Origin of the sequence: Streptomyces venezuelae ATCC 10712, from assembly GCF_008639165.1 — a bacterium.
Lineage (GTDB): Bacteria > Actinomycetota > Actinomycetes > Streptomycetales > Streptomycetaceae > Streptomyces > Streptomyces venezuelae.
The window spans coordinates 3304241-3326118 of the sequence record NZ_CP029197.1 but is presented as its reverse complement, the minus strand read 5'-3'; the positions used below and the strand labels follow the sequence as shown (position 1 = coordinate 3326118).

The window sequence follows — 21878 nt, the reverse complement described above, 5'->3', positions numbered from 1 at the left end:
CCCGCACATGATGGGCCGCACGATCTTCATCGACCCGGGCCGCTGCATCGGCTGCCAGGCCTGCGTCTCCGCCTGCCGCGAATGCGACTCCCACCGCGGCAAGTCGATGATCCACCTCGACTACCCCGACGAGGGCCGCTCCGTCGCCTCCCTCCCCACCGTCTGCATGCACTGCGAGGACCCCGTCGCCCCGTGCGCCGAGGTCTGCCCCGCCGACGCGATCCTCGTCACCGCCGACGGCGTCGTGCAGCAGGCCGACACCACCCGCTGCATCGGCTGCGCCAACTGCGTCAACGCCTGCCCCTTCGGCGTCCCCAAGATCGACCTCCAGGCGAAGCTGCAGATGAAGTGCAACCTCTGCTACGACCGCACCGCCTACGGCCTCGCGCCGATGTGCGCCACCGTCTGCCCCACCGGCGCCCTCTTCTACGGAACCCTCGAAGAGCTCCAGACCGAACGCCCCGGCGTCCAGGTCGCCGACTCCTTCACGTTCGGCAGCACCACCGTCTCCACCGGGGTGGCGATGGTGGTCCCCGCCGACAAGGTCCAGTGGCCGGTGCCCGGCGGCCTTCCCGTCGTCGAGATCAATGGAAAGGATGTCCGTTGAGCGTCACCGATCCCCAGCCGCCGGCACCGGACTCCCGCTCCGACGCGGCCCAGGAAGCGCTCCACGACCGGATCGCCGCCGACTCGCTCACCACCCGCCGCGACTACCTGCGGATCGTCGCCACCGTCTCCGGCGGCCTCGCCGTCGGCGGCGTCGCCGTCGCCTCCGGCATTCTGCACCGGCACGGCGACAGCGATGGGCGGCCCGAGGCGAAGAGGATCGCCGACCAGATCCTGCCCGGCGAGTCCCTCGCCTTCCGCTACCCCGGCTCGGAGGACCGCGCGGTCGCCGTCCGGCTCGAGGACGGCACCCTCGCCGGCTACTCGGCCGTCTGCACCCACCTCGCCTGCGCCGTGCTCTGGCGCAAGGAGCGGGGCAGCGAGGGCGAGCTGTACTGCCCCTGCCACGAGGGCGTCTTCGATGCCCGTACGGGAGAGGTCACCGCGGGTCCGCCGCCCCGGGGACTGCCGAAGGTGCTGCTCGTGGAGGAGTCCGACGGCAGCGTCTGGGCGATCGGCACCGCCCGGTCGGGCGAGAGCGCCCGCGAGGGGCTCTGCCGCCAGCTCGGCGACGACCGGCCCGATCTCGCCGACCGGCTGGGCTGCCCCGGGGCCTCCGCCCGGGGCGCGGCGCCGGAGAGGAGTGAGCGGACATGAGCGAGGACGCCTTCCCCCGTGACCCCGAGGCCCCGGAACCGACCTGGCCCCCGGCGCCCCCGGAACCCCCGAGGCCTCCCGCGTACACCCCGGGGAGCGCGCAGCCCCGGCTGAACCGGCCGGTGCACGAGCGGTATCCGCAGATCCGGCCCACCAGCGGGTACGGCGACCCGCGGATCACCCGCACCGGGCCGGGGCCGGGAGCCGGTACGGAGCAGGAGCCGGAGCGCTCCTCGAAGCTGTCGGCCCGGCTCGCGCTGGCGCTCACCGTGGTCATCGGCCAGCTCTGGGGGCTGACGATCGTGGTGGACGAGTGGATGGCCGGTGACACCGGCACCGCGTGGTGGGGCGCGGGCTTCCTCGTCCTGTCGTTCCTCGTGGTGCTCGGCCTCTGGGCGATCGACCCGAAGGACCGCTGAGGCCGGGGGCGGCCGGGCGTACCCTTGAGGTATGAGCACCGCCCCCGCCCACGGACCGCGAGACGCGAAGCGGCCCGGCGTACATCCCAGCCCCGAGAACAGTCCGAAGCCGGCACTCGTCTTCGACGATCCGTTGGACCGGCAGTCCGCGGACGACACGGACCGTGGTTGGGGCGAGCGGCCTCCGGCCGGCGGCAGCGCCGCCGACCTCGCGCGCTTCCTCGACGAGAAGCCGCCGCACCACCTCTGACGCCGGCACGGCGTGCCGGTCAGGAGGTGGGGTGCGTCCCCGACCCGGAGCCTGATCCGAAGCCCGACCCGGAGCCCGACCCGCCGCCTGCGCCCGGTCCCGTACCCGCTCCGGTACCCGATCCCGGGCCCGAGACCGGTCCGCGCTGGGCGACGAGGTGGTCGCGGATCTCCTTGAGCACCTCCAGCTCGCTGATCTCCATCGTCTCGGCGACGCCCTCCTTCGCCTTGTCGTGCGCGGCGCGCTTCGCGAGGATCTTCGCCATCGGCAGGACCATCAGGAAGTAGACGACGGCCGCGGTGATCAGGAAGCTCAGGACCGCGCTGAGGACCAGGCCCCACTGGATCTGGATGCCCTGCATCTCCCCGTCGACCACCCGGCAGGGGTCCTTGAGGCAGGACGCGTAGCTCTCCAGGTTCTTCGTGCCGAAGGCCCCGACGACGGGGTTGATGATGCCCTTGACCACCGAGTTCACGATGTTGGTGAACGCGGCACCGATCACGACGGCCACGGCCAGGTCGATCACGTTGCCGCGCATCAGGAAGGCCTTGAAGCCTCCGAGCAAACTTTCCTTCTTCTCGGCCACCAAGGTGCCTTTCTTCGATTGTCGTGCTGTGTGCGCAGCCATTAGGCCGCGAACGGCGCAGAGCAGTCCAATCCGTACACACGGGCCGGTGACTTGACAGGAAGTCAGTGCGAATCAGCACACCGTCACCGCCAGTTGGGACGTGACACCGGCGCCGGCCAGCGCCGTGGCCGTCGACCGCGGCACGGACAGGACGACGAGTGCCCCTCCGTCGACATGAGTCTCACCCGGCCGCGGAACTTCGGCCACTCGGGCGCCCGTCGCGACGACCCGGGCCTCACCCGCCGCGCCCGGGCCGGAGTTGGGCGCGGCGATGACGTCCACCCGGTCGCCGGGGCGCAGCAGCCGCACGGTGGCGGCGTCGGCGATCCGTACCGGCGCGGACACCAGCCGGACGGCGACCGACGGCCGCGCACGGCCGCCCGCGGCGGAGTGCGGGGCACCCGAAGCCCCCACCGCCCCCGGAGTTCCCGGCGAAGGCCCGCCGCCCGCGACGGCGAGGGCCGCCGCGACGAGGGCCAGGAGCACCGCGGGCGCCCACCGCCCCCGCCGCAGCGCCCTGCGCAGCCGGAGCCGCGGGCCCCGTACCCGGAGCGGATCGAAGTCCGGCACCACGCACCCCGCCGGGACGGAGGAAACGGTGGTGGACGGAGGAAGGGGAACGGGCGAGAGGTGAGGAAAGTGAGGAGAAGTCGGGAGAGGAGAAGGAGTGGTCATCGCGGGTCGCCGCCGTCCTGCTGGTCGGAGTGGTTACGCCCCCACCCTCCCGTCCGCGCCCTCTCCCCGCTCCGGCCTGGGGATCATCCGCCGCCTGTGGACAACTCCCTCACCCTCCCGGGGGGTTCAGGGCAGTTCGATCCCCAGGTTCCAGCCGTCGTGGGCGTGCGTGCACAGGCAGTCCCGGTCCACCGTCGCCGGCAGCGCGCCCACCGCGTCGAAGAGCACCTCCCGCAGCCGCTCCACGTTCTCGCCGAACACCCGCAGCACCTCGGTGTGCGAGACGCCCTCGCCGGTCTCGGCGCCCGCGTCCAGGTCGGTGACGAGGGCGAGCGAGGTGTAGCAGAGCCCCAGTTCACGGGCGAGGACGGCCTCGGGGTGCCCGGTCATGCCGACGACCGACCAGCCGGCCGCCCGGTGCCACCGGGACTCGGCCCGGGTGGAGAAGCGGGGCCCCTCGATGACGACCATCGTGCCGCCGTCGACCGGTTCCCAGCCGCGCCCCCGGGCGGCCTTGACCGCGACCCGCCGCCCGTCCGGGCAGTACGGGTCGGCGAAGGTCACGTGGACCACGCGGGGCACCACCCCGTCGGCCCGCCGCTCCCCGTCGAAGTAGGTCTGGGCGCGGGACTTCGTACGGTCGACGAGCTGGTCCGGCACGACGAGCGTGCCCGGCCCGTACTCCTCGTCGAGGCCGCCGACGGCGCAGGGCCCGAGGATCTGCCGTACGCCGAGGGAGCGCAGGGCCCAGAGGTTGGCGCGGTAGTTGATGCGGTGCGGCGGGAGGCTGTGGCCGCGGCCGTGCCGGGGGAGGAACGCGACCCGCCGGCCGGCGATCTCGCCGACGAAGAGGGAGTCGCTGGGACTGCCGTAGGGGGTCTCGACGGTCACCTCCGTGACGTCGTCGAGGAAGGAGTAGAAGCCGGAGCCGCCGATCACACCGATGTCCGCGTACGTGTCATGGGTCGCCATGCGGATCACCCTATGCGCGGCGCCGGGAAACACCGAGGGCCCCGTCGTGAACGACGGGGCCCTCGGTGAGGAACGTACGCGCGGGTCAGGCGGCCGAGCTTCCGGTGCTCGACGAGGACGTCGAGGAGGCGGAAGCGGAGGTCGTCGCGGCGGCCGGCTTCGCGTCCGACGTCGTGGACGTCGTGGCGGAAGAGGTCGACGTGGTCGACGACTTCGATGCCGGCGAGCTGCTGGACGACGAGCCGCGGCTGTCGTTCCGGTAGAAGCCGGATCCCTTGAAGACGATGCCGACGGCCGAGAACACCTTCTTCAGGCGGCCCTTGCACTGGGGGCACTCGGTCAGCGCGTCATCGGTGAACTTCTGCACCGCCTCGAGGCCTTCGCCGCACTCGGTGCACTGGTACTGGTAGGTCGGCACTTGTCTTCCTCCTGGCACTCACACTCATCGAGTGCTAACGACAATCCATACTGACGTATTCCGCGGGTTCAGTCCACCGCCACCGGCACGCGGTGACCGATACCACGCGCCGCGACCCGGCTCGTCTCGCGCGGCTTGAGGCGCGAGCGCAGGGCGAGGAGCGTCGCCAGGGCGAGCGCCGTGCCCACCATCGGCACCAGGAATCCGGTGCTCGCGCCGTGGGCGTCGGCCAGTCGGCCGGCGACCGTGACGGCCGCGGCCTGGCCGAGCGCGACGGCGCCGGTGAGCCAGGTGAAAGCCTCGGTACGGGCGGACGCCGGGATCAGCGTCTCGACGATGGTGTAGCCAGTGATCAGGGCGGGCGCGATGCACAGGCCCACGACCAGGCCGAGGGCGCCGAGCAGCAGCACCGAGTGGGTGGTCCACAGCAGCGAGGCGGCGGCGGTGAGGCCGGCGTAGCCGAGGATCAGGCGGCGGCGGGGGCCGACCTTCCAGGCGACGGCGCCCATGGCGATGCCGGCGAGCATGTTGCCGGCGGCGAAGACGCCGTACAGCAGGCCGTTGGCGCCGGGGTTGCCGATCTCCTCGGTGAAGGCGGTGAGGGAGACCTGCATGCCGCCGAAGACGGAGCCGATGCCGAGGAAGGCGACGACGAGGACGCGGACGCCGGGGATGGAGAGCGCGGAGCGGTGGGGCTCGGCGGTGGTGGCCGCGGAGAGGCCGAAGGCGGGCTGGGTGGCGCGCTGGGCGGCGAAGAACAGTCCGCCGACGAGGGTGAGGGCGGCCTCGGCGATCAGGCCGGCGGCCGGGTGGACGCCGGTGCACAGGGCGGTGGCGAGGACGGGGCCGACGACGAAGGTGAACTCGTCGGTCACCGACTCGAAGGCCGCGGCGGTCGGCATCAGCGGGGTGCCGTCCAGCTTGGCGGCCCAGCGGGCCCGGACCATCGGTCCGACCTGGGGCACGGAGGCGCCGGCGGGGACGGCGGCGAGGAAGAGCGCCCAGAGCGGGGCGCCGCCGAGGGCGAGCGCCACGAGCAGGGAGACGGACGCCGTGTGGACGAGGACGCCGGGGATGAGCACGGCGCGCTGGCCGAACCGGTCGGCGAGCTTGCCGCTCTGCGGTGCGAACAGCGCCATCGAGACGCCGGTGACGGCGGCGACCGCGCCGGCGCTGCCGAAGGAGCCGGTGGTGTGCTGGACGAGCAGGACGATGCCGATGGTCAGCATCGCGAAGGGCTGCCGGGCGGCGAAGCCGGGGAGCAGGAAGGACAGCGCACCGGGTGTGCGCAGCAGCCGGCCGTAGCCGGGCCGCTTGTCCGAGATGACCGTGGACGCCACGGTCCTGGCCTTTCTGCCGCCTGGTAGCGCGTCCCGGCACGGTGGTGCGGGTGTTCGCCGAGAGCTGTCCTCATGCGCGTCACTGCGGTAGATACCGGGCCGGCCCCACTGCGGAGGGGCGCCACGGCCGCCATACGGTCGCGCCAGCTCTGCGTCAGGCAGAGTTGGTTCGATCAGGTGTGCCTTCATGGTACAGGGAGGAGCGTCTTCCTGCCTGGGAAAACGCTCCTGCCCCTGAATTAATGCCTCGGATTAACGGGATGTTCACGTCACCCGGAGGAGCGCCGGTGGTGCTCACCTGAGCGGTGGAAGCGCAGGGCCGTGCCCGTGGGGGGCGAGGCGGCCGTCGCGCCGCCGGTGCCCAGCCAGCCGGCGAGCTTGCCGCCCTGGCCGACCGCGCGCAGCCGCCGCTCGGTGGCGTCCCGCACCGGGTCGGTGGCGACGACGAGGAGTTCGTCGCCGCGCCGCAGGACGGTCGCGGGACCGGGTACGAAGCTGGTGTCCTCGCGTACGACGAGGGTGACGGCCGCGCCGGGCGGGAGCCGCAGCTCGGCGACCTCGACGCCGTGCATCCGGGAGTGCTCGGGGATGGCGACGGAGAGGAGGTGGCCGCGGAGCCGCTCCAGGGGCGCGGACTCGACGCCCAGGTCGGCGGCCTCGCCGGAGGCGCCGAGCTTCAGGGCCTTCGCCAGCCAGGGCAGGGTCGGGCCCTGGACGAGGGTGTAGACGACGACGAGCACGAAGACGATGTTGAAGATCCGCTCGCTGCCCTCGATGTCGGACACCATCGGGATGGTGGCCAGGATGATGGGGACGGCTCCGCGCAGGCCGGCCCAGGACATCAGGGCCTGCTCCTGCCAGGGGATGCGGAAGGGCAGCAGGCTGACGAGGACTTCCATGGGCCGGGCGACCACGGTCAGGACCAGGCCGATGACGACGGCGGGCCAGAAGTCGTGGATCAGCTCGTGCGGGGTGACGAGCAGGCCGAGCAGGACGAACATGCCGATCTGGGCGATCCAGCCGAGTCCCTCGGCGAAGCCGCGGTTGGCCGGCGCGTGCGGCAGCTTGGCGTTGCCGAGGACCATCGAGGCCAGGTAGACGGCGAGGAAGCCGGAGCCGTGGGCCATGGCGCCGGCGGCGTACGCGACGACGGCGATGGCCATGACGGCGATCGGGTAGAGGCCGGAGGCGGGCAGGGCGACGTGCCGCAGCCCGTAGGCGCCGAGGAAGCCGACGGCGAGGCCGACGGCGACGCCGATGGCGAGCTCCAGGGCGATCGTGCCGACGAGGACGTACCAGTCGTCGACCGGTCCCGCGGTGGAGAAGGCGACGACGAGGATCACGACGGGGGCGTCGTTGAAGCCGGACTCGGCCTCCAGGACACCGGTGACCCGGGACGGGAGGGGGACCTTGCGCAGGACGGAGAAGACGGCCGCGGCGTCGGTGGAGGAGACGACGGCGCCGATGATCAGGGCCTGCCGCCAGTCGAGGCCGACGAGGTAGTGGGCGGCGGCGGCCGTGATGCCGACGCTGACCGCGACGCCTGCGGTGGAGAGGACGACCGCGGCGGGCAGGGCCGGCTTGATCTCCTTCCACTTCGTGCCGAGACCACCCTCGGCGAGGATCACGACGAGGGCGGCGTAGCCGATGACCTGGGTGAGTTCCGCGTTGTCGAAGGCGACGTTGCCGATGCCGTCCTGGCCGATGGCGATGCCGATGCCGAGGTAGAGCAGCAGGCTGGGGAGCCCGCTCCGGGAGGAGATCCGGACGGCCGCGACCGCGATCAGCAGCACGAGGGAGCTGATGAGCAGGAGTTCGTTGAGCTGGTGGACAGTCAGTGGCCGTTCCTTCCCCTCACACGCGGCTGGATCGTCTTCCAGCGGCCGTCATGGCCGGCTGGATCGTTCCTCCAGCGGCCGACACTTCGTTACCTTACCTAATCTTTAACGTTTTCTTGACGCCCTCTTTGCGGCTCCTCGCTCATCAGTACGGTTCTGTTCCTGACACCGCGTCCAGGCCGCCCAGGCGCTGCGCCTAAGGTTGCACCCGTACTCCAGGACCACCCTGCCCCTCGAAGGACAGCGATGCCCTCCAACACGACCGCGCCTCCCGCCAAGAAGAAAGGGCGGCGCGCCCGCCTGATCCTCCTCGTCCTGGTCCTCGCCCTGGTCGCGGGCGTCGGATACGGCGGGTACTGGGGTGTGAGCACCGTCCGGGCCTCGTTCCCGCAGACCACGGGCGAGATCCGGCTCGACAGGCTCTCCGGCGAGGTCGAGGTCAAGCGGGACGCGAACGGCGTCCCGCAGATCTACGCGGACAACGAGACGGACCTCTTCCGCGCCCAGGGCTACGTCCAGGCGCAGGACCGCTTCTACGAGATGGACGTCCGGCGGCACGTCACCGCGGGCCGGCTCTCCGAGATGTTCGGCGACGGCCAGGTCGAGACGGACGCCTTCCTGCGCACCCTCGGCTGGCGCCGGGTCGCGCAGCAGGAGTACGACAAGGTCCTGTCCGCCGAGACGAAGAAGTACCTCCAGGCGTACGCGGAGGGCGTCAACGCCTACCTGAAGGACCGGGACCCGGCCGACGTCTCCGTGGAGTACGCGGCCCTGGCCTTCAGCAACGACTACACGATCGAGCCGTGGACGCCGGTCGACTCGGTGGCCTGGCTCAAGGCCATGGCCTGGGACCTGCGCGGCAACATGCAGGACGAGATCGACCGCTCGCTGATGACGAGCCGGCTGAGCGCGGCCCAGATCAAGCAGCTGTACCCGGAGTACCCGTACGCCCTCCACCAGCCGATCGTCGGGCAGGGCGCGGTCGACGAGTCCACCGGGAAGTTCGACCCCAAGGCGAAGGCCACCGAGGGCGACGGCGCGACCACCGGCGACACCCCGGGCAACGGCCCCGGCGGCTCGTCGCAGGGGATGAACTCCCAGCTGGGCGCGCTCTCCGAGGTGCTCGACGGCATCCCCGCCCTGCTCGGCCCGAACGGCAACGGCATCGGCTCGAACTCCTGGGTCGTCTCCGGCCGGTACACGACCTCCGGCAAGCCGCTGCTGGCCAACGACCCGCACCTCGCGCCCCAGCTGCCGTCCCTCTGGTACCAGATGGGCCTGCACTGCCGCTCGGTCTCGGCGACCTGCCGCTACGACGTCGCCGGCTACACCTTCTCCGGCATGCCCGGCGTGATCATCGGCCACAACGACAAGATCGCCTGGGGCCTCACCAACCTCGGCGCCGACGTCACCGACCTCTACCTGGAGAAGATCGGCCCCGACGGCTACCTCGTCGACGGCAGGACCAAGCCCTTCATCGTCCGCGACGAGATCATCAAGGTCGCCGGCGGCGAAGACCGGACGATCACCATCCGCTCCACCGACCGGGGCCCGCTCGTCTCCGACCGCTCCTCCGAGCTGGAGAAGGTCGGCCAGCAGGCACCCGTCGGCAACGCCGCCCCCGACCGGGGCACCGGCTACGGCGTCTCCCTCCAGTGGACCGCGCTCCAGCCGGGCAAGTCGATGGACGCGATCTTCGCCCTCGACCGCGCCAAGGACTTCAAGCAGTTCCGCGCCGCCGCCAAGAACTTCGAGGTCCCCTCGCAGAACCTGGTCTACGCCGACACCGAGGGCCACATCGGCTACCAGTCCCCGGGCAAGATCCCGCAGCGCACCAAGGGCGACGGCACCCTGCCCGCGCCCGGCTGGGACTCCTCGTACCGGTGGAAGGGCTACATCCCCTTCGAGCAGCTGCCGTACGAGTACGACCCGGAGCGCGGCTACGTCGTCACCGCCAACCAGGCCGTGATCGACGCCAAGGGCTACCCCGACCTGCTCACCAAGGACTGGGGCTACGGCTCGCGCAGCCAGCGGATCAACGACCTCATCGAGTCGAAGATCAAGGACGGCGGCAAGATCTCGCCGGACGACATGCGGACCATGCAGACGGACAACCGCAGCGAGATCGCGACCCTCCTGAACCCGCTCCTGCTGAAGATCGACATCTCGGACCCGTACGTCCGCGAGGCGCAGAAGCTCCTCGAAGGCTGGGACTACACGCAGGAGCCCGACTCGGCCGCCGCCGCCTACTTCAACGCGGTCTGGCGCAACGTCCTCAAGCTCTCCTTCGGCAACAAGCTGCCCAAGGAGCTGCGCGCCGAGGGCGACTGCATCAACGTGCGCCCGGCCGACGCCACCGGCCCGGTCGACGAGCAGAACAAGCTCGTACGGGAATGCGGCCAGCGCGACCCCGACTCGGCGCAGCCGGACGGCGGCGACCGCTGGTACGAGGTGGTCCGCCCGCTCCTCAAGCAGGAGAAGAGCGAGTGGTGGGTCACCCCGGGCAACCGCACCGACCAGGCCACCGAGACCCGTGACCAGCTGCTCGCCCGCGCCATGAAGGACGCGCGCTGGGAGCTGACCGCCAAGCTCGGCAAGGACGTCTCCACCTGGAGCTGGGGCCGGCTGCACCAGCTGACCCTGAAGAACCAGACCCTGGGCACCGCGGGACCCGGCGTCGTGCAGCAGCTCCTCAACCGCGGCCCGTGGAACCTGGGCGGCGGCGAGGCGGCCGTCGACGCCACCGGCTGGAACGCGGCCGGCGGCTACGAGGTCATCTGGGTGCCGTCGATGCGGATGGTCGTCAACGTCGGCGACTGGGACAAGTCCCGGTGGATCAACCTGACCGGGGCCTCCGGCCACGCCTTCAACTCCCACTACACCGACCAGACGGACGCGTGGGCGCGGGGCGACCTGTACGACTGGGCCTACGGCAGGGCGGCGGTGGACGCGTCCACCAAGGACACGCTGAAGCTGAAGCCCTGACCAGGGCGCCCAGGGTCCTGATCAGGACCCGAACCGGGTGACTCCGGCCGGGGTCACCACCGCGTGCACGGGGTGGTCGTGCGGTTCCTCCGGGACCCGGGCGACCACCTCGTCCGCGTACAGGAGCACCACGAGCGCCGGATCGGTCCCCGCGCGCGTGAGCCGGGCGAGCACCCGGTCGTACGAGCCGCCGCCGCGGCCGAGCCGCATCCCGCGGGCGTCGACCGCGAGTCCGGGCAGCAGGACGGCGTCGGCGGCGCACACGGCCTCGGGGCCGAGCCGGGGGCCGGTCGGTTCGAGCAGTCCCCGGCCGGCCTTCGCGAGCCGCTCGGGGCCCTCGTACGCCGCCCAGTCCAGGTCGTTGTCGGGGAGCAGGACGGGGAGCAGGACGCGGACCCCGCGCGCGTGGAGCGCGTCGAGCAGCGCGCGCGTGCCCGGCTCGCGGCCGACGGACACATAGGCGGCGACGGTGGACGCCTCGGCGAGTTCGGCCAGTTCCAGTCCATGGCGGGCGAGCGATTCAGCCGCCTGCCCGAGGAACTTGGTGCTCAGTGCGGCGCGGGCGGCCAGAAGTCGGCTGCGCAGCACGGTCTTTTCGGACATCTCAGGTGTCATGACGGCCTCATATACGTCCAAGGAAGTCTCGTAACTGTCTTTATGCGGAGGAAGTTAATCAAAGGCACATCTCCCTCTCATTTCGAAAGGCTAAGGTGCACCGCATGAATCAGTCGTTCCCCAGGCTCGGCCGGATCAGCAAGGCTGTCATCCCGGCCGCCGGTCTCGGCACCCGCTTCCTCCCGGCGACGAAGGCGACGCCGAAGGAGATGCTGCCGGTCGTCGACAAGCCGGCCATCCAGTACGTCGTCGAGGAGGCCGTCGCGGCCGGTCTCTCCGACGTGCTGATGATCACCGGCCGGAACAAGCGTCCTCTGGAGGACCACTTCGACCGGAACTACGAGCTGGAGGAGGCGCTGAGCCGGAAGGGCGACGACGAACGCCTCTCCAAGGTCCAGGAGTCCAGTGACCTCGCCACCATGCACTACGTGCGCCAGGGCGCCCCGCGCGGCCTCGGCCACGCCGTGCTCTGCGCCGCCCCGCACGTCGGCGACCAGCCCTTCGCGGTCCTCCTCGGCGACGACCTGATCGACCCGCGCGACCCGCTGCTCTCGCGGATGGTGGAGGTCCAGGAGCGGGAGGGCGGCAGTGTGATCGCCCTCATGGAGGTCGAGCCCTCCCAGATCCACCTGTACGGCTGCGCGGCGGTCGAGGCGACCGTCGACTCGGACGTCGTGAAGGTGACGGACCTGGTCGAGAAGCCGGACGCGGGCGAGGCGCCCAGCAACTACGCGATCATCGGCCGCTACGTGCTGGACCCGGCCGTCTTCGGCATGCTCCGGGAGACCGAGCCGGGCCGCGGCGGGGAGATCCAGCTGACCGACGCCCTGCAGAAGCTCGCCTCCGACGAGAAGATCGGCGGGCCGGTGCACGGGGTCGTGTTCAAGGGCCGCCGCTATGACACCGGTGACCGCGGGGACTATCTGCGTGCCATTGTCAGACTCGCGTGCGAACGTGAAGATCTGGGACCGGACTTCCGGGCCTGGCTCCGGAGATACGTCAGCGAGGAGATGTAGCACCTTGAGCAGCAGCGCGGCACCGTCGCCGTCCCACGACGGCCACGAGCACGACCACGGCGACGAGCACGGCGACAGCCACGGCGACGGGCAGGGCGCCGCGGACCCCTGCGCGGGACCCGCGCGCGGTCTGTGGTCGGTGGACGAGCACCTGGCCGACATCCTCGCGACGGTCGGCCCGCTCGAACCCATCGAGCTGCAACTCCTCGACGCGCAGGGCTGCGTCCTCGTCGAAGACGTGACGGTGCCGGTCGCGCTGCCCCCCTTCGACAACAGCTCCATGGACGGGTACGCGGTCCGGGTCGCCGATGTCGCCGGTGCCACCGAGGAGTTCCCCGCCGTCCTCACCGTCGTCGGTGACGTCGCGGCGGGCGCCGGCGGCCTGCCCGAGGTCGGCCCCGGCCAGGCCGCCCGGATCATGACCGGCGCCCCGCTGCCTCCCGGCGCCGAGGCCGTCGTCCCCGTCGAATGGACCGACGGCGGTACGGGCGGGGGCGCGGCCACCGGCATGACCGCCGCGAGCACCGCCCCCGAGGGCGCCGCGGGCGAGGTCCGGGTGCACCGCGCCGCCGAGACCGGCGCCCATGTCCGCAGGGCGGGCAGCGACGTACGGGCCGGGGAGCTGGCCCTCGCGGCCGGCACGGTCCTCGGACCGCCGCAGATCGGGCTGCTCGCCGCGATCGGCCGCGGCACCGTCCGGGTGCGGCCCCGCCCCCGGGTGGTCGTCATGTCCACCGGCAGCGAGCTCGTCCAGCCCGGCGAGCCGCTGGGCGAGGGCCAGATCCACGACTCCAACAGCTTCGCGCTGGCCGCCGCCGCCCGGGACGCGGGCGCCCTCGCCTACCGGGTCGGGGCCGTCGCCGACGACGCCGAGTCGCTGCGCGCCACCATCGAGGACCAGCTCATCCGGGCCGATCTGATCGTGACCACGGGCGGGGTGAGCGTCGGCGCGTACGACGTGGTGAAGGAGGCGCTGACCGCCGACGGGCAGGTCGACTTCCGCAAGCTCGCCATGCAGCCGGGCAAGCCGCAGGGCTTCGGCGCGGTCGGCGCCGAGCAGATCCCGCTGCTCGCCCTGCCGGGCAACCCGGTCTCCTCGTACGTCTCCTTCGAGCTGTTCGTGCGGCCGGCGATCCGGGCCCTGATGGGCGTCGAGGACCTGCACCGGCCCCGGGTGCGGGCCGAGCTCGTCGCCGACCGGCCGCTGTCCTCGCCCGCCGGACGCCGCCAGTTCCTCCGGGGGACGTACGACCCGGCGGCGGGCACCGTCACCCCGGTGGGCGGTGCGGGCTCGCATCTGATCGCGGCCCTCGCGCAGGCGGACTGCCTGCTCGTGGTCCCGGAGGAGACGGACAGCGTGGAGCCGGGCGCCGAGCTGGAAGTGGTCCTCCTCGGCTGAGGGGGCGAGGGTGGGGGTACGGTGTCGTCCCACACAGCGACCGGGAGTGTCACGGCCATGAGCACGCAGCAAGGTCTCACCCACATCGACGAGGCGGGCGCGGCCCGCATGGTCGACGTATCGGCGAAGGACGTCACGTCCCGCACGGCACGCGCCAGCGGGCGGGTGCTCGTCTCGCCGCGCGTGATCGAGCTGCTGCGCGGCGAGGGCGTCCCGAAGGGCGACGCGCTGGCCACCGCCCGGATCGCCGGGATCATGGGCGCCAAGAGGACCCCGGACCTCATCCCGCTCTGCCACCCGCTCGCGGTGTCGGGCGTGACCCTGGACCTGGCGGTCACGGACGACGCGGTCGAGATCCTGGCGACGGTGAAGACCACCGACCGCACGGGCGTCGAGATGGAGGCCCTGACGGCGGTCTCGGTGGCGGCCCTGACGGTCGTCGACATGGTGAAGGCGGTCGACAAGGGCGCGGTCATCTCCGACGTACGGGTGGAGGAGAAGACGGGCGGGAAGTCGGGCCACTGGACGCGGAGCGGGTCGTGACGCGCGGCGGCCGGGAGCCGGGCGCCCACGAGCACGCGGAGCCGGGGGCCGGGGCGCCGCCGACCGGGGAGCCCGGCCCGTACACGGCGCTCGTCGTCACCGCCTCCAACCGGGCGTCGGCAGGCGTCTACGAGGACAAGGGCGGCCCGCTGATCGCCGAGGCGCTGACCCGGATGGGCTTCGCCGTGGACGGCCCGCAGGTCGTCCCGGACGGGGCGCCGGTCGAGGCGGCGCTGCGGGCCGGGATCGCCGCGGGGTACGACGCGATCGTGACCACCGGCGGTACGGGCATCTCGCCCACCGACGAGACCCCCGAGGTGACCCGCCGGGTCCTGGAGCGGGAGATCCCGGGCATCCCGGAGGCGATCCGGGCGTTCGGCCGGGAGAAGGTGCCGACGGCGGCGCTCTCGCGGGGCCTCGCGGGGGTCGCGGGCGGCACGCTGATCGTGAACCTGCCGGGATCGAGCGGCGGGGTGCGGGACGGGCTGACCGTCCTGGAGCCGATCCTGCGGCACGCCGTCGACCAGATCCGCGGCGGCGACCACCCGAGACCGTCGTGATCCCGTCCTGGCCGGCGGTCCTCGTCGACGGGGACGTCCTGCTCCGTCCGATAAGGATGCGGGACCACGCGGCCTGGCGGGAGGTGAACCGGCGCAACCGGGAGTGGCTGCGGCCCTGGGAGGCGACGGTGCCGCCGGCGCCGCCGGGCGCACCGGTGGCGCAGCGGCCGACCTACCGTCAGATGGTCCGCCATCTGCGGTCGGAGGCGAACGCGGGGCGGATGCTGCCGTTCGTGATCGAGTACCGGGGGCGGCTCGTCGGCCAGTTGACGGTCGCGGGGATCACCTGGGGCTCGATGTGCTCGGGCCATGTGGGCTACTGGGTGGACAGCGAGGTGGCCGGGCGCGGGGTGATGCCGACGGCGGTCGCGCTCGCCGTCGACCACTGCTTCCGCGCGGTGGGCCTGCACCGGATGGAGGTGTGCATCCGTCCGGAGAACGGGCCGTCGCGCCGGGTCGTCGAGAAGCTGGGCTTCCGCGAGGAGGGGCTGCGGCCCCGCTACCTGCACATCGACGGCGCGTGGCGGGACCACCTGGTCTTCGCGCTGACGGTGGAGGAGGTGCCGGAGGGGCTGCTGCGCCGCTGGCACCAGGCAAGAATAAAATAAGTGTTCGAATTTAGTCGGTAGTTGACCGGCAATCGATCTGAACAATCACAAAAAAGTTCAGTGATATCAGCCAGATCGTGCGACACACCGGGCCAATTGGCCGATGCCGTCCCGCGAACCCCTCTACCGTGTGAGGCGTGAGCAGCAGCGGCCTCATCTACGCAGTCATCGTCGGGGCATGGGCCGCCTACTTGGTACCGATGTGGCTCCGCAGGCAGGACGAGCTGAACGAAGCCCGTCCGACGGAACGCTTCAGCACCGCCATCCGGCTCCTTTCCGGACGAGCGGGCATGGAGCGCCGATACGCCAAGGAGCTCAAGGAGCGGGACCGTACGGCGGAGGGTCCGACGCCCGACGTGGACCCGGACGCGGTGACCGAGCACCTGAGCTCGGTCGACGTCCGGGCCTTTTCCGCGCCCGCGGCCAGGACGGAAGCCCGCCTGGAACTCCCCGCGACCGCGCCCGAACCCGAACGGGAACCGGCGCCGAAGCCCGCACAGCCCCGCCCCTCGGCCGGAGCCGCCGCGGAGCGGGCCCGCCGCGGCAAGGTCCTCGCCCGGCGCCGGCGCGTCACGACGCTCCTCTTCGCGGCCTTCACCCTCGGCGCGGTCGTCGCGGCCGTCGGCGGAGTCCCCTTCCTGTGGGCACCGGCCGTCCCCGCACTGCTCCTCAGCGCGTACATCGTGCACCTGCGGGTCCAGGAGCGACGCCGCTTCGTGTACGTCATGGACCGGCGGCGCGCCGAGGCCGCCGCCGCCCGGCTGCGCGAGAGCCGCCGCCCGGCCCCCACTCCGGAGCCGTCACCCGAGACGCCCCCCTCCCCGCAGGAGGCGGACCGGCGCGCCCTGGTCGAGCAGACCGACCACGCCGAGTGGGTCGACCAGCAGCGCGAGCGGGGCCCCGCCCGCGGTGACAGCTGGGACCCGGTCCCGGTGCCGCTCCCCACCTACGTCACCGCCCCGGTCGCCCCGCGCGCCACCAGCGGCATCGACATCACGGACCCGGAGACCTGGAGCGCGGCCCGCTCCTCCACGGCGGCCGACCCGGCCCCCGCCCCGGCCCCGGCTCCGCGCCAGCGCACCGGCCAGCCGCGCCGGAACCGCGACCACGGCCGCACCCCGCTCTTCGACCAGTACGCGGACGACGACCGCCCCCGGGCGGCCAACGAATGACCCCGCCGGGGGCGCCGCGACGGCCCCCGGCTGACCTGCGAGGGAACGGATTTTTGCCTGAGCCGGTCGGGATGCTAATGTTTCACACGTCGCAAGGGCCTGTGGCGCAGTCTGGTAGCGCACCTCGTTCGCATCGAGGGGGTCTGGGGTTCAAATCCCCACAGGTCCACAGACACCGGGAATCCCGTCCGATCGAAAGATCGGGCGGGATTTTCGTCATTCCGGGAGACTTTCCGGGAGGCTTTCGGGAGCCCGGCCCTCGGGCAAGATCGCCGGACCTCAAGTTCAGCTCAACTCAGTGGCGTGCGCGCGGGTGGGCCGACATTCTGTCGACGTTCTTCGAACATCGACCCTGTGAGGTGTACGTGCCCGTCGGCAGAGTGCCTGGTGGAAGACCAGTAGGCACATCACGAAGAAATAGACTGATATCCGTCGCATTGACGGGTGTTCTCGCGAGTTCCGCTCTCGTCGCCCTTCCCGGACTCGCTCCCCAGGCCTCGGCGGTCTATCTGACCCCGGTGCAGACGGGTGAGCAGAGCGAGGAGGACTACGCGATCGAACAGGCCCGGGCCACGGGCCGGCCCTTCGAGCTGGAGTCGGCCCGGACCGAGACGACCGACACCTGGGCCCAGCCCGACGGGACCTGGACGGTGAACCGGCACGGCACGGCCGTCCGGGTGTTCCGCGACGACGAGTGGATACCGACCGACCCGACGCTCGTCCGCGGTGAGGACGGGGCCGTGCGCCCCACGGCGTCGCTGGTGGACGTGACCTTCTCCGGCGGCGGCACCGCTCCGCTGCTCTCCGGCGTGAAGGACGGCCGCGAGCTCAAGCTCAACTGGCCCACGGCCCTGCCCGTACCCACGCTCGCCGGGAACGTGGCCACGTACGCCGAGGTCCTGCCCGGCGTCGACCTGCAGCTGAAGGCCGAGATCGAGGGCTTCTCGCAGCTCCTCGTGGTCAAGACCGCCGAAGCCGCGCAGAACCCGGCGCTCGACAGCCTGAAGTTCAAGTTCAGCACCGTCGGCCTCGACGTCTCCGTCGACGGCGACACCGGCAGCCTCACCGCGGTGGACCCCTCGGGGCACGCCGTGTTCTCCAGCCCGTCGCCGCTGATGTGGGACTCCACGACGGCCACGAGCGGGACCCCGCAGGCCGCGGGCGCCCGGGCCTTCTCCGCCAACGCCGTGGGAGGGACGGCGGATGACGGAACGACGGCACCCGGGGACACCTTCGACCCGCCGCCGGGCGCCACCGACGCGCCGATGGAGACGGCGGTCACCGGGGACACCCTGGAGATCAAGCCGGACCAGGCGCTGCTGGCCGCTCCCGAGACGCAGTACCCGGTCTACATCGACCCGCAGTGGGCGTGGGGCGAGCGGCAGAACTGGACGCGCGTCTACGAGCGCTACCCGAACTACTCCTTCTGGAACTCCACCGACCCCATCCGGGTCGGCTACGAGGCCCAGACGGGCGGCCTGGACCGCGTCTCGCGCTCGTTCGTCCAGATGGACACGAGCGACGTCATGGGCGCCGACGTCAAGAAGGCCACGTTCCGGGTCAAGAACATCTGGTCCTGGTCCTGCCAGAGCCGGCCCGTGGAGCTGTGGCACACGACGGGCATCAGCTCGAAGACGACCTGGAACAGGCAGCCCACCCAGCTCACCAAGCTGTCCACGGTGAACGACTCCAAGGGCTGGAACCCGGAGATCGAGGACTGTGGGGCGGGGAACCTGGAGTTCGACCTCACCGCCAAGGTGAAGGCCCGGGCCAAGGAGGGCCCGAAGGGCCAGGGGATGGCCAACATCACCCTGGGCCTGTACGCCTCCGACGAGAAGGACACCTTCGCCTGGAAGAAGTTCGACCCGAAGACGGCCACCCTCGAGATCCAGTACAACACCGCGCCGAAGCGGCCCGGGGGCCTGGGCACGTACCCCAAGACGGACTGCAAGACCGGTGGCGTCATCGGCAACACCCGCGTCAGCCTGTACGCCACGCACTCCGACAAGGAGGCCGGCAACCTGACGGCGCAGTTCAACCTGTTCAAGGCGGGTGCCGTCACCCCGTTCAAGACGATGGCCATGCCCGCCCTGAAGGAGAAGGTCACGACCTGGGCGGTCCCGGACATCGACCTGCCGACGGGTGACTACACCTGGAACGTCGCCACCAAGGACCAGGACCAGGCCTGGGGCCCGACCTCGGTGACCTGCAAGTTCACCGTCGACCGGACGCGTCCCAGCAACCCGCCGATCATCAGCTCGACGACGTTCCCCAACGGCGAGAAGGGCTGGCCCACGTCGACCGGCCAGGCGCGGAAGCCCGGCGCCTTCACCTTCGCCCCGAACAACGTCTCGGACGTGGTCGCGTACCACTACTGGACGGACACCGACCCGGACGTCACGCCCGTGGGCGTCAACGTCCCGGTGACCATCACCCCGCCCAGCTATGGGCCGCATTTCGTGTACGCGTACAGCGTGGACAAGGCGGGCAACCGCTCCGACACGGCCACGTACATCTACTACGCGACCCGCTCGGTCCTGCGTGACCAGGCCTTCGACCTCAACGGCGACGGCAACCGCGACATCTGGGCCGTGGACGGCAACGGCACGCTCCTGACCTACGCGGGCCAGGGCTCCGGCGAGTTCAGCAACGCCACCAACGGCGGCGCGTCCTTCGCCGACAAGCAGGTCAGCGCGTTCGGCGACTGGGGTCAGGACGGCTACAACGACCTCGTCACCCTGGAGTACGACGACGTCGAGAAGCGCAAGAGGATCTTCGTCTACGACAACGACGGCCAGGGCCGGATCGACCCCGACAAGCGGACCGAGCTCAGTGTCACCTGCCCGGTGCCCAACGAGCTCGACTGCTTCGGCGAGGACACCTGGACCGGCGACGACCACTGGTTCAACGCCGACCAGGTCGCGGCCCCCGGTGACCTCAACCGCGACGGCCAGCCCGACCTCCTGGTCAAGCAGGGCAAGCTGCTCTGGGCCTACTACGGCAACCGCGCCACCAACGACCTCGACCTCGGCTTCACGAGGTCGCCCAGCCTGGTCGGCGGCACGGACTGGGACAAGTACACCATCATCACGCCCGGCGACGTCTCCGCCGACGGTCTTCCGGACCTCTGGCTGCGCAACGACGCGACCGGTGACATCGAGGTCGCCTGGTCCCAGAAGGCGCGCGACGGCGGCGTGAACACCGCCACCCTGGGCCTTCCGGCCATGAAGCTCAAGATCGGCTCGGGCGTCACCAAGGCCGCGTACCCGGTCGTGGGCTCCTCCGGCGACCTCACGAACGACCCGGCGTCGGAGCGCCGCGCGGAGCTCTGGGCCCGCAAGGCCTCGGACAACACCCTGGTCGGCTGGCGGGGCATCGTGCCCAGCGCCACCAGCACGCTCGAGTTCGGCGCGCGCTTCACCATCGACGGTGTGACGGGCGGGGCCTACATCCCCTCCGGCACCACCATCCCCTCCGGCACCACGTACACCTCCAACGCCGCCAAGCTCACGATGCGGACCGACGGCAACCTCGTCGTCACCTCCAACGCGGGCACGGTGCTGTGGAGCACCAACACCGCGGGCAACGCCGGAGCCAAGGCCGTCATGCAGTCCGACGGCAAGCTGGTGGTCACCAGCGCGGCCGGTGCCCAGCTGTGGACCTCCGGCGTCGCCGCCACCAACGGCTACGCACTGCTCCAGGACCGCGGCAGCCTCGTCGTCTACGACGCGGCGGGCCGGTCGAAGTGGTCGACCAACACCGTCGTCCGGCACGACTACGACGGGGACGGCCGCAGCGACATGGCGGCCTGGTACGCGATCCCCGCCGGGACCTCCGCGCTGCACACCTTCGTGTCCAACTCGGACAGCACCTTCCGCGCGCCGCTCAAGTCCTACGAGTCCGCCGCGGGCAGCTGGAACATCGACCGGATGCAGTTCGTCACCGGCGACTTCAACGGTGACGGCCGGGGCGACAAGGCCTCGCTGTACGACTACGGCAACGGCGTCGTGAAGCTCTTCACCGCGACCGGCAAGGCGGACGGCGGGTTCAACGCGCCCGTCCCGTCCTGGAGCTCGGGGAAGGGCGGCTTCTACTCCACCTCGATGACGCTGATGGCGGGCGACTTCAACGGTGACGGCCGGGACGACATCGCCGCCTGGTACGCGTACGCCGCGGGCAACGACACCATCTTCACGTTCACCGCGAACGTGCAGGGCGGGTTCAACGCGCCGTTCCCCTCCGCGCAGATGCCGGCGGGCTGGTGGTACGTCGACAACAGCAAGTTCGTCACCGGCGACTTCAACGGTGACGGCCGGGATGACATCGCCGCCCTGTACGGGTACTCCGACGGCGCCCTGAAGATGCACACCTTCCCGGCCGGGCCCGGGGGCGTCTTCCCCCAGATCAGCACCCAGTCCTGGTCCGGGAACGCCACCACCTGGGGCAGCTTCGGCCGCACCTACCTGCACGCGGGCGACTTCAACGGTGACGGCCTCGACGACATCGGCTACTGGTACGACTACGCCGACGGTCACGACGCCCTCTTCAAGCTGCCGGCCTCCGCGGCGCGGGACGGCAAGTTCGGCGGCGCCGTCAAGGGCCTCGAGATCGCGACGGGCAACTGGTACTACCAGGGCGCCCAGTACGTGACCGGTGACTACAACGGTGACGGCAAGGACGACATCGGCAGCCTGTACGGATTCAGCACCGGCGCCGTGAAGACGTTCACCCACGTCTCGACGGCCACCGGCTTCGAGTACCACAAGGCGGGCTGGGGCACCGAGACCGGCTGGACCTGGTCGCGCGCCACCGTGCTGCGCCCGTACAACAACTGATGACCGACAACTGACGACACGACCCCACACGTCCGACGTGGGGAAGCATGAAGGCGATGCCCGGGAATCCTTCCCGGGCATCGCCCTTTTTCCGGCCCGAATTCGAGCGGAACCGCGTGTCCGGATATCGGAATCGATATTGCTCAGATCTATCTCAAGTCGAGGGCATTCCGACGTGCGTTCGGCATAGCGTGCGGTGACATTTCCGTCCCCATGAGAGGTGGGGTGTGAGAATTCATCGCATAAGTGGTTCCGTTACCGTTCTCGCGGTCGCGGCCACGATAGGCGTCCTTCCGGCGGCGGGTGTTTCGTCCGCCGTTCCGGAGCGAAGAAATCCGCTTC

At 71.3% G+C, this 21878-nt stretch carries 19 protein-coding genes and 1 tRNA gene; 13 read left to right on the top strand and 7 right to left on the bottom strand.

Annotated elements, in window-relative coordinates:
- Nucleotides 1–7: 7 nt before the first annotated feature.
- The 4 genes from DEJ43_RS15130 to DEJ43_RS15115 are packed head-to-tail and all read left to right on the top strand — an operon-like array spanning nt 8 to nt 1932.
- A complete protein-coding gene (locus DEJ43_RS15130) occupies nt 8–607 on the top strand; it encodes a 4Fe-4S dicluster domain-containing protein (protein WP_015034241.1) in 600 nt (199 codons plus the stop codon).
- On the top strand, nt 604–1263 hold the full coding sequence (locus DEJ43_RS15125; protein WP_015034240.1) for a Rieske (2Fe-2S) protein: 660 nt from the start codon (nt 604–606) through the stop codon (nt 1261–1263). Before DEJ43_RS15130 ends, DEJ43_RS15125 begins: the two co-directional genes overlap by 4 nt.
- On the top strand, nt 1260–1682 hold the full coding sequence (locus tag DEJ43_RS15120; RefSeq protein ID WP_015034239.1) for a hypothetical protein: 423 nt from the start codon (nt 1260–1262) through the stop codon (nt 1680–1682). The genes DEJ43_RS15125 and DEJ43_RS15120 overlap by 4 nt, the downstream gene beginning before the upstream one ends.
- Nucleotides 1683–1713: 31 nt before the next feature.
- Complete coding sequence (locus DEJ43_RS15115; RefSeq protein WP_015034238.1) at nt 1714–1932, top strand: hypothetical protein; 219 nt, start codon at nt 1714–1716, stop codon at nt 1930–1932.
- A gap of 19 nt (nt 1933–1951) precedes the next feature.
- Here DEJ43_RS15115 and mscL read toward each other — a convergent pair whose 3' ends face one another.
- The 6 genes from mscL to DEJ43_RS15085 form a co-directional block, all read right to left on the bottom strand.
- The gene (gene mscL / locus DEJ43_RS15110; protein WP_041662503.1) at nt 1952–2518 is read right to left on the bottom strand and encodes a large conductance mechanosensitive channel protein MscL; all 567 of its coding nucleotides are present in this window, start codon (nt 2516–2518) and stop codon (nt 1952–1954) included.
- 114 nt (nt 2519–2632) lie between these two features.
- Nucleotides 2633–3130, bottom strand: a complete 498-nt coding sequence (locus DEJ43_RS15105) for a hypothetical protein (RefSeq protein WP_041662502.1) — start codon at nt 3128–3130, stop codon at nt 2633–2635.
- Between the two features lie 231 nt (nt 3131–3361).
- Nucleotides 3362–4207, bottom strand: coding sequence for an S-methyl-5'-thioadenosine phosphorylase (locus DEJ43_RS15100; RefSeq protein ID WP_041662501.1), 846 nt, complete (start codon nt 4205–4207; stop codon nt 3362–3364).
- A gap of 85 nt (nt 4208–4292) precedes the next feature.
- Nucleotides 4293–4625 carry an FmdB family zinc ribbon protein gene (locus tag DEJ43_RS15095; protein WP_071891342.1) on the bottom strand — a complete coding sequence of 111 codons (333 nt, stop codon included), beginning with the start codon at nt 4623–4625 and terminating at the stop codon, nt 4293–4295.
- 68 nt (nt 4626–4693) lie between these two features.
- Nucleotides 4694–5965, bottom strand: a complete 1272-nt coding sequence (locus tag DEJ43_RS15090; protein ID WP_015034233.1) for an MFS transporter — start codon at nt 5963–5965, stop codon at nt 4694–4696.
- Nucleotides 5966–6234: 269 nt separating this feature from the next.
- The gene (locus tag DEJ43_RS15085) at nt 6235–7803 is read right to left on the bottom strand and encodes a potassium/proton antiporter (protein ID WP_071891339.1); all 1569 of its coding nucleotides are present in this window, start codon (nt 7801–7803) and stop codon (nt 6235–6237) included.
- 246 nt (nt 7804–8049) lie between these two features.
- Between DEJ43_RS15085 and DEJ43_RS15080 the strand changes: the two genes are divergently transcribed.
- On the top strand, nt 8050–10788 hold the full coding sequence (locus tag DEJ43_RS15080) for a penicillin acylase family protein (protein WP_015034231.1): 2739 nt from the start codon (nt 8050–8052) through the stop codon (nt 10786–10788).
- Between the two features lie 21 nt (nt 10789–10809).
- Here the strand turns inward: DEJ43_RS15080 and DEJ43_RS15075 are convergent, their stop codons facing one another.
- Nucleotides 10810–11403 carry a 5-formyltetrahydrofolate cyclo-ligase gene (locus tag DEJ43_RS15075; RefSeq protein WP_015034230.1) on the bottom strand — a complete coding sequence of 198 codons (594 nt, stop codon included), beginning with the start codon at nt 11401–11403 and terminating at the stop codon, nt 10810–10812.
- 104 nt (nt 11404–11507) lie between these two features.
- Between DEJ43_RS15075 and galU the strand changes: the two genes are divergently transcribed.
- From galU to DEJ43_RS15035, 8 genes are all read left to right on the top strand, one after another.
- Entirely contained in the window at nt 11508–12419 is a 912-nt protein-coding gene (galU, locus tag DEJ43_RS15070) for a UTP--glucose-1-phosphate uridylyltransferase GalU (RefSeq protein WP_015034229.1), read from the top strand.
- A 4-nt stretch (nt 12420–12423) separates the two neighbouring features.
- Entirely contained in the window at nt 12424–13818 is a 1395-nt protein-coding gene (gene glp, locus DEJ43_RS15065; protein ID WP_015034228.1) for a molybdotransferase-like divisome protein Glp, read from the top strand.
- A 57-nt stretch (nt 13819–13875) separates the two neighbouring features.
- Nucleotides 13876–14361, top strand: a complete 486-nt coding sequence (moaC, locus tag DEJ43_RS15060; RefSeq protein ID WP_015034227.1) for a cyclic pyranopterin monophosphate synthase MoaC — start codon at nt 13876–13878, stop codon at nt 14359–14361.
- Nucleotides 14358–14921, top strand: a complete 564-nt coding sequence (locus tag DEJ43_RS15055) for a MogA/MoaB family molybdenum cofactor biosynthesis protein (RefSeq protein ID WP_015034226.1) — start codon at nt 14358–14360, stop codon at nt 14919–14921. The genes moaC and DEJ43_RS15055 overlap by 4 nt, the downstream gene beginning before the upstream one ends.
- Entirely contained in the window at nt 14918–15529 is a 612-nt protein-coding gene (locus tag DEJ43_RS15050) for a GNAT family N-acetyltransferase (RefSeq protein WP_015034225.1), read from the top strand. The genes DEJ43_RS15055 and DEJ43_RS15050 overlap by 4 nt, the downstream gene beginning before the upstream one ends.
- 137 nt (nt 15530–15666) lie before the next feature.
- Nucleotides 15667–16701, top strand: a complete 1035-nt coding sequence (gene sepX, locus DEJ43_RS15045; RefSeq protein ID WP_015034224.1) for a divisome protein SepX/GlpR — start codon at nt 15667–15669, stop codon at nt 16699–16701.
- Nucleotides 16702–16796: 95 nt separating this feature from the next.
- Nucleotides 16797–16870: transfer RNA gene (locus tag DEJ43_RS15040), tRNA-Ala, on the top strand.
- A 268-nt stretch (nt 16871–17138) separates the two neighbouring features.
- Nucleotides 17139–21536 (top strand): FG-GAP-like repeat-containing protein, encoded by a 4398-nt coding sequence (locus tag DEJ43_RS15035; protein ID WP_069202161.1) that lies wholly within the window; start codon nt 17139–17141, stop codon nt 21534–21536.
- The last annotated feature ends 342 nt before the right edge of the window (nt 21537–21878 follow it).

Excerpts from the sequence above, each read along its gene's own strand:
- DEJ43_RS15130 (WP_015034241.1), top strand. The coding sequence starts at position 8 with ATGATGGGCCGCACGATCTTCATCGACCCGGGCCGCTGCATCGGCTGC.
- DEJ43_RS15120 (WP_015034239.1), top strand. The coding sequence starts at position 1,260 with ATGAGCGAGGACGCCTTCCCCCGTGACCCCGAGGCCCCGGAACCGACC.
- DEJ43_RS15115 (WP_015034238.1), top strand. The coding sequence starts at position 1,714 with ATGAGCACCGCCCCCGCCCACGGACCGCGAGACGCGAAGCGGCCCGGC.
- DEJ43_RS15100 (WP_041662501.1), bottom strand. The coding sequence starts at position 4,207 with ATGGCGACCCATGACACGTACGCGGACATCGGTGTGATCGGCGGCTCC.
- DEJ43_RS15080 (WP_015034231.1), top strand. The coding sequence starts at position 8,050 with ATGCCCTCCAACACGACCGCGCCTCCCGCCAAGAAGAAAGGGCGGCGC.
- DEJ43_RS15075 (WP_015034230.1), bottom strand. The coding sequence starts at position 11,403 with ATGACACCTGAGATGTCCGAAAAGACCGTGCTGCGCAGCCGACTTCTG.
- galU (WP_015034229.1), top strand. The coding sequence starts at position 11,508 with ATGAATCAGTCGTTCCCCAGGCTCGGCCGGATCAGCAAGGCTGTCATC.
- moaC (WP_015034227.1), top strand. The coding sequence starts at position 13,876 with ATGAGCACGCAGCAAGGTCTCACCCACATCGACGAGGCGGGCGCGGCC.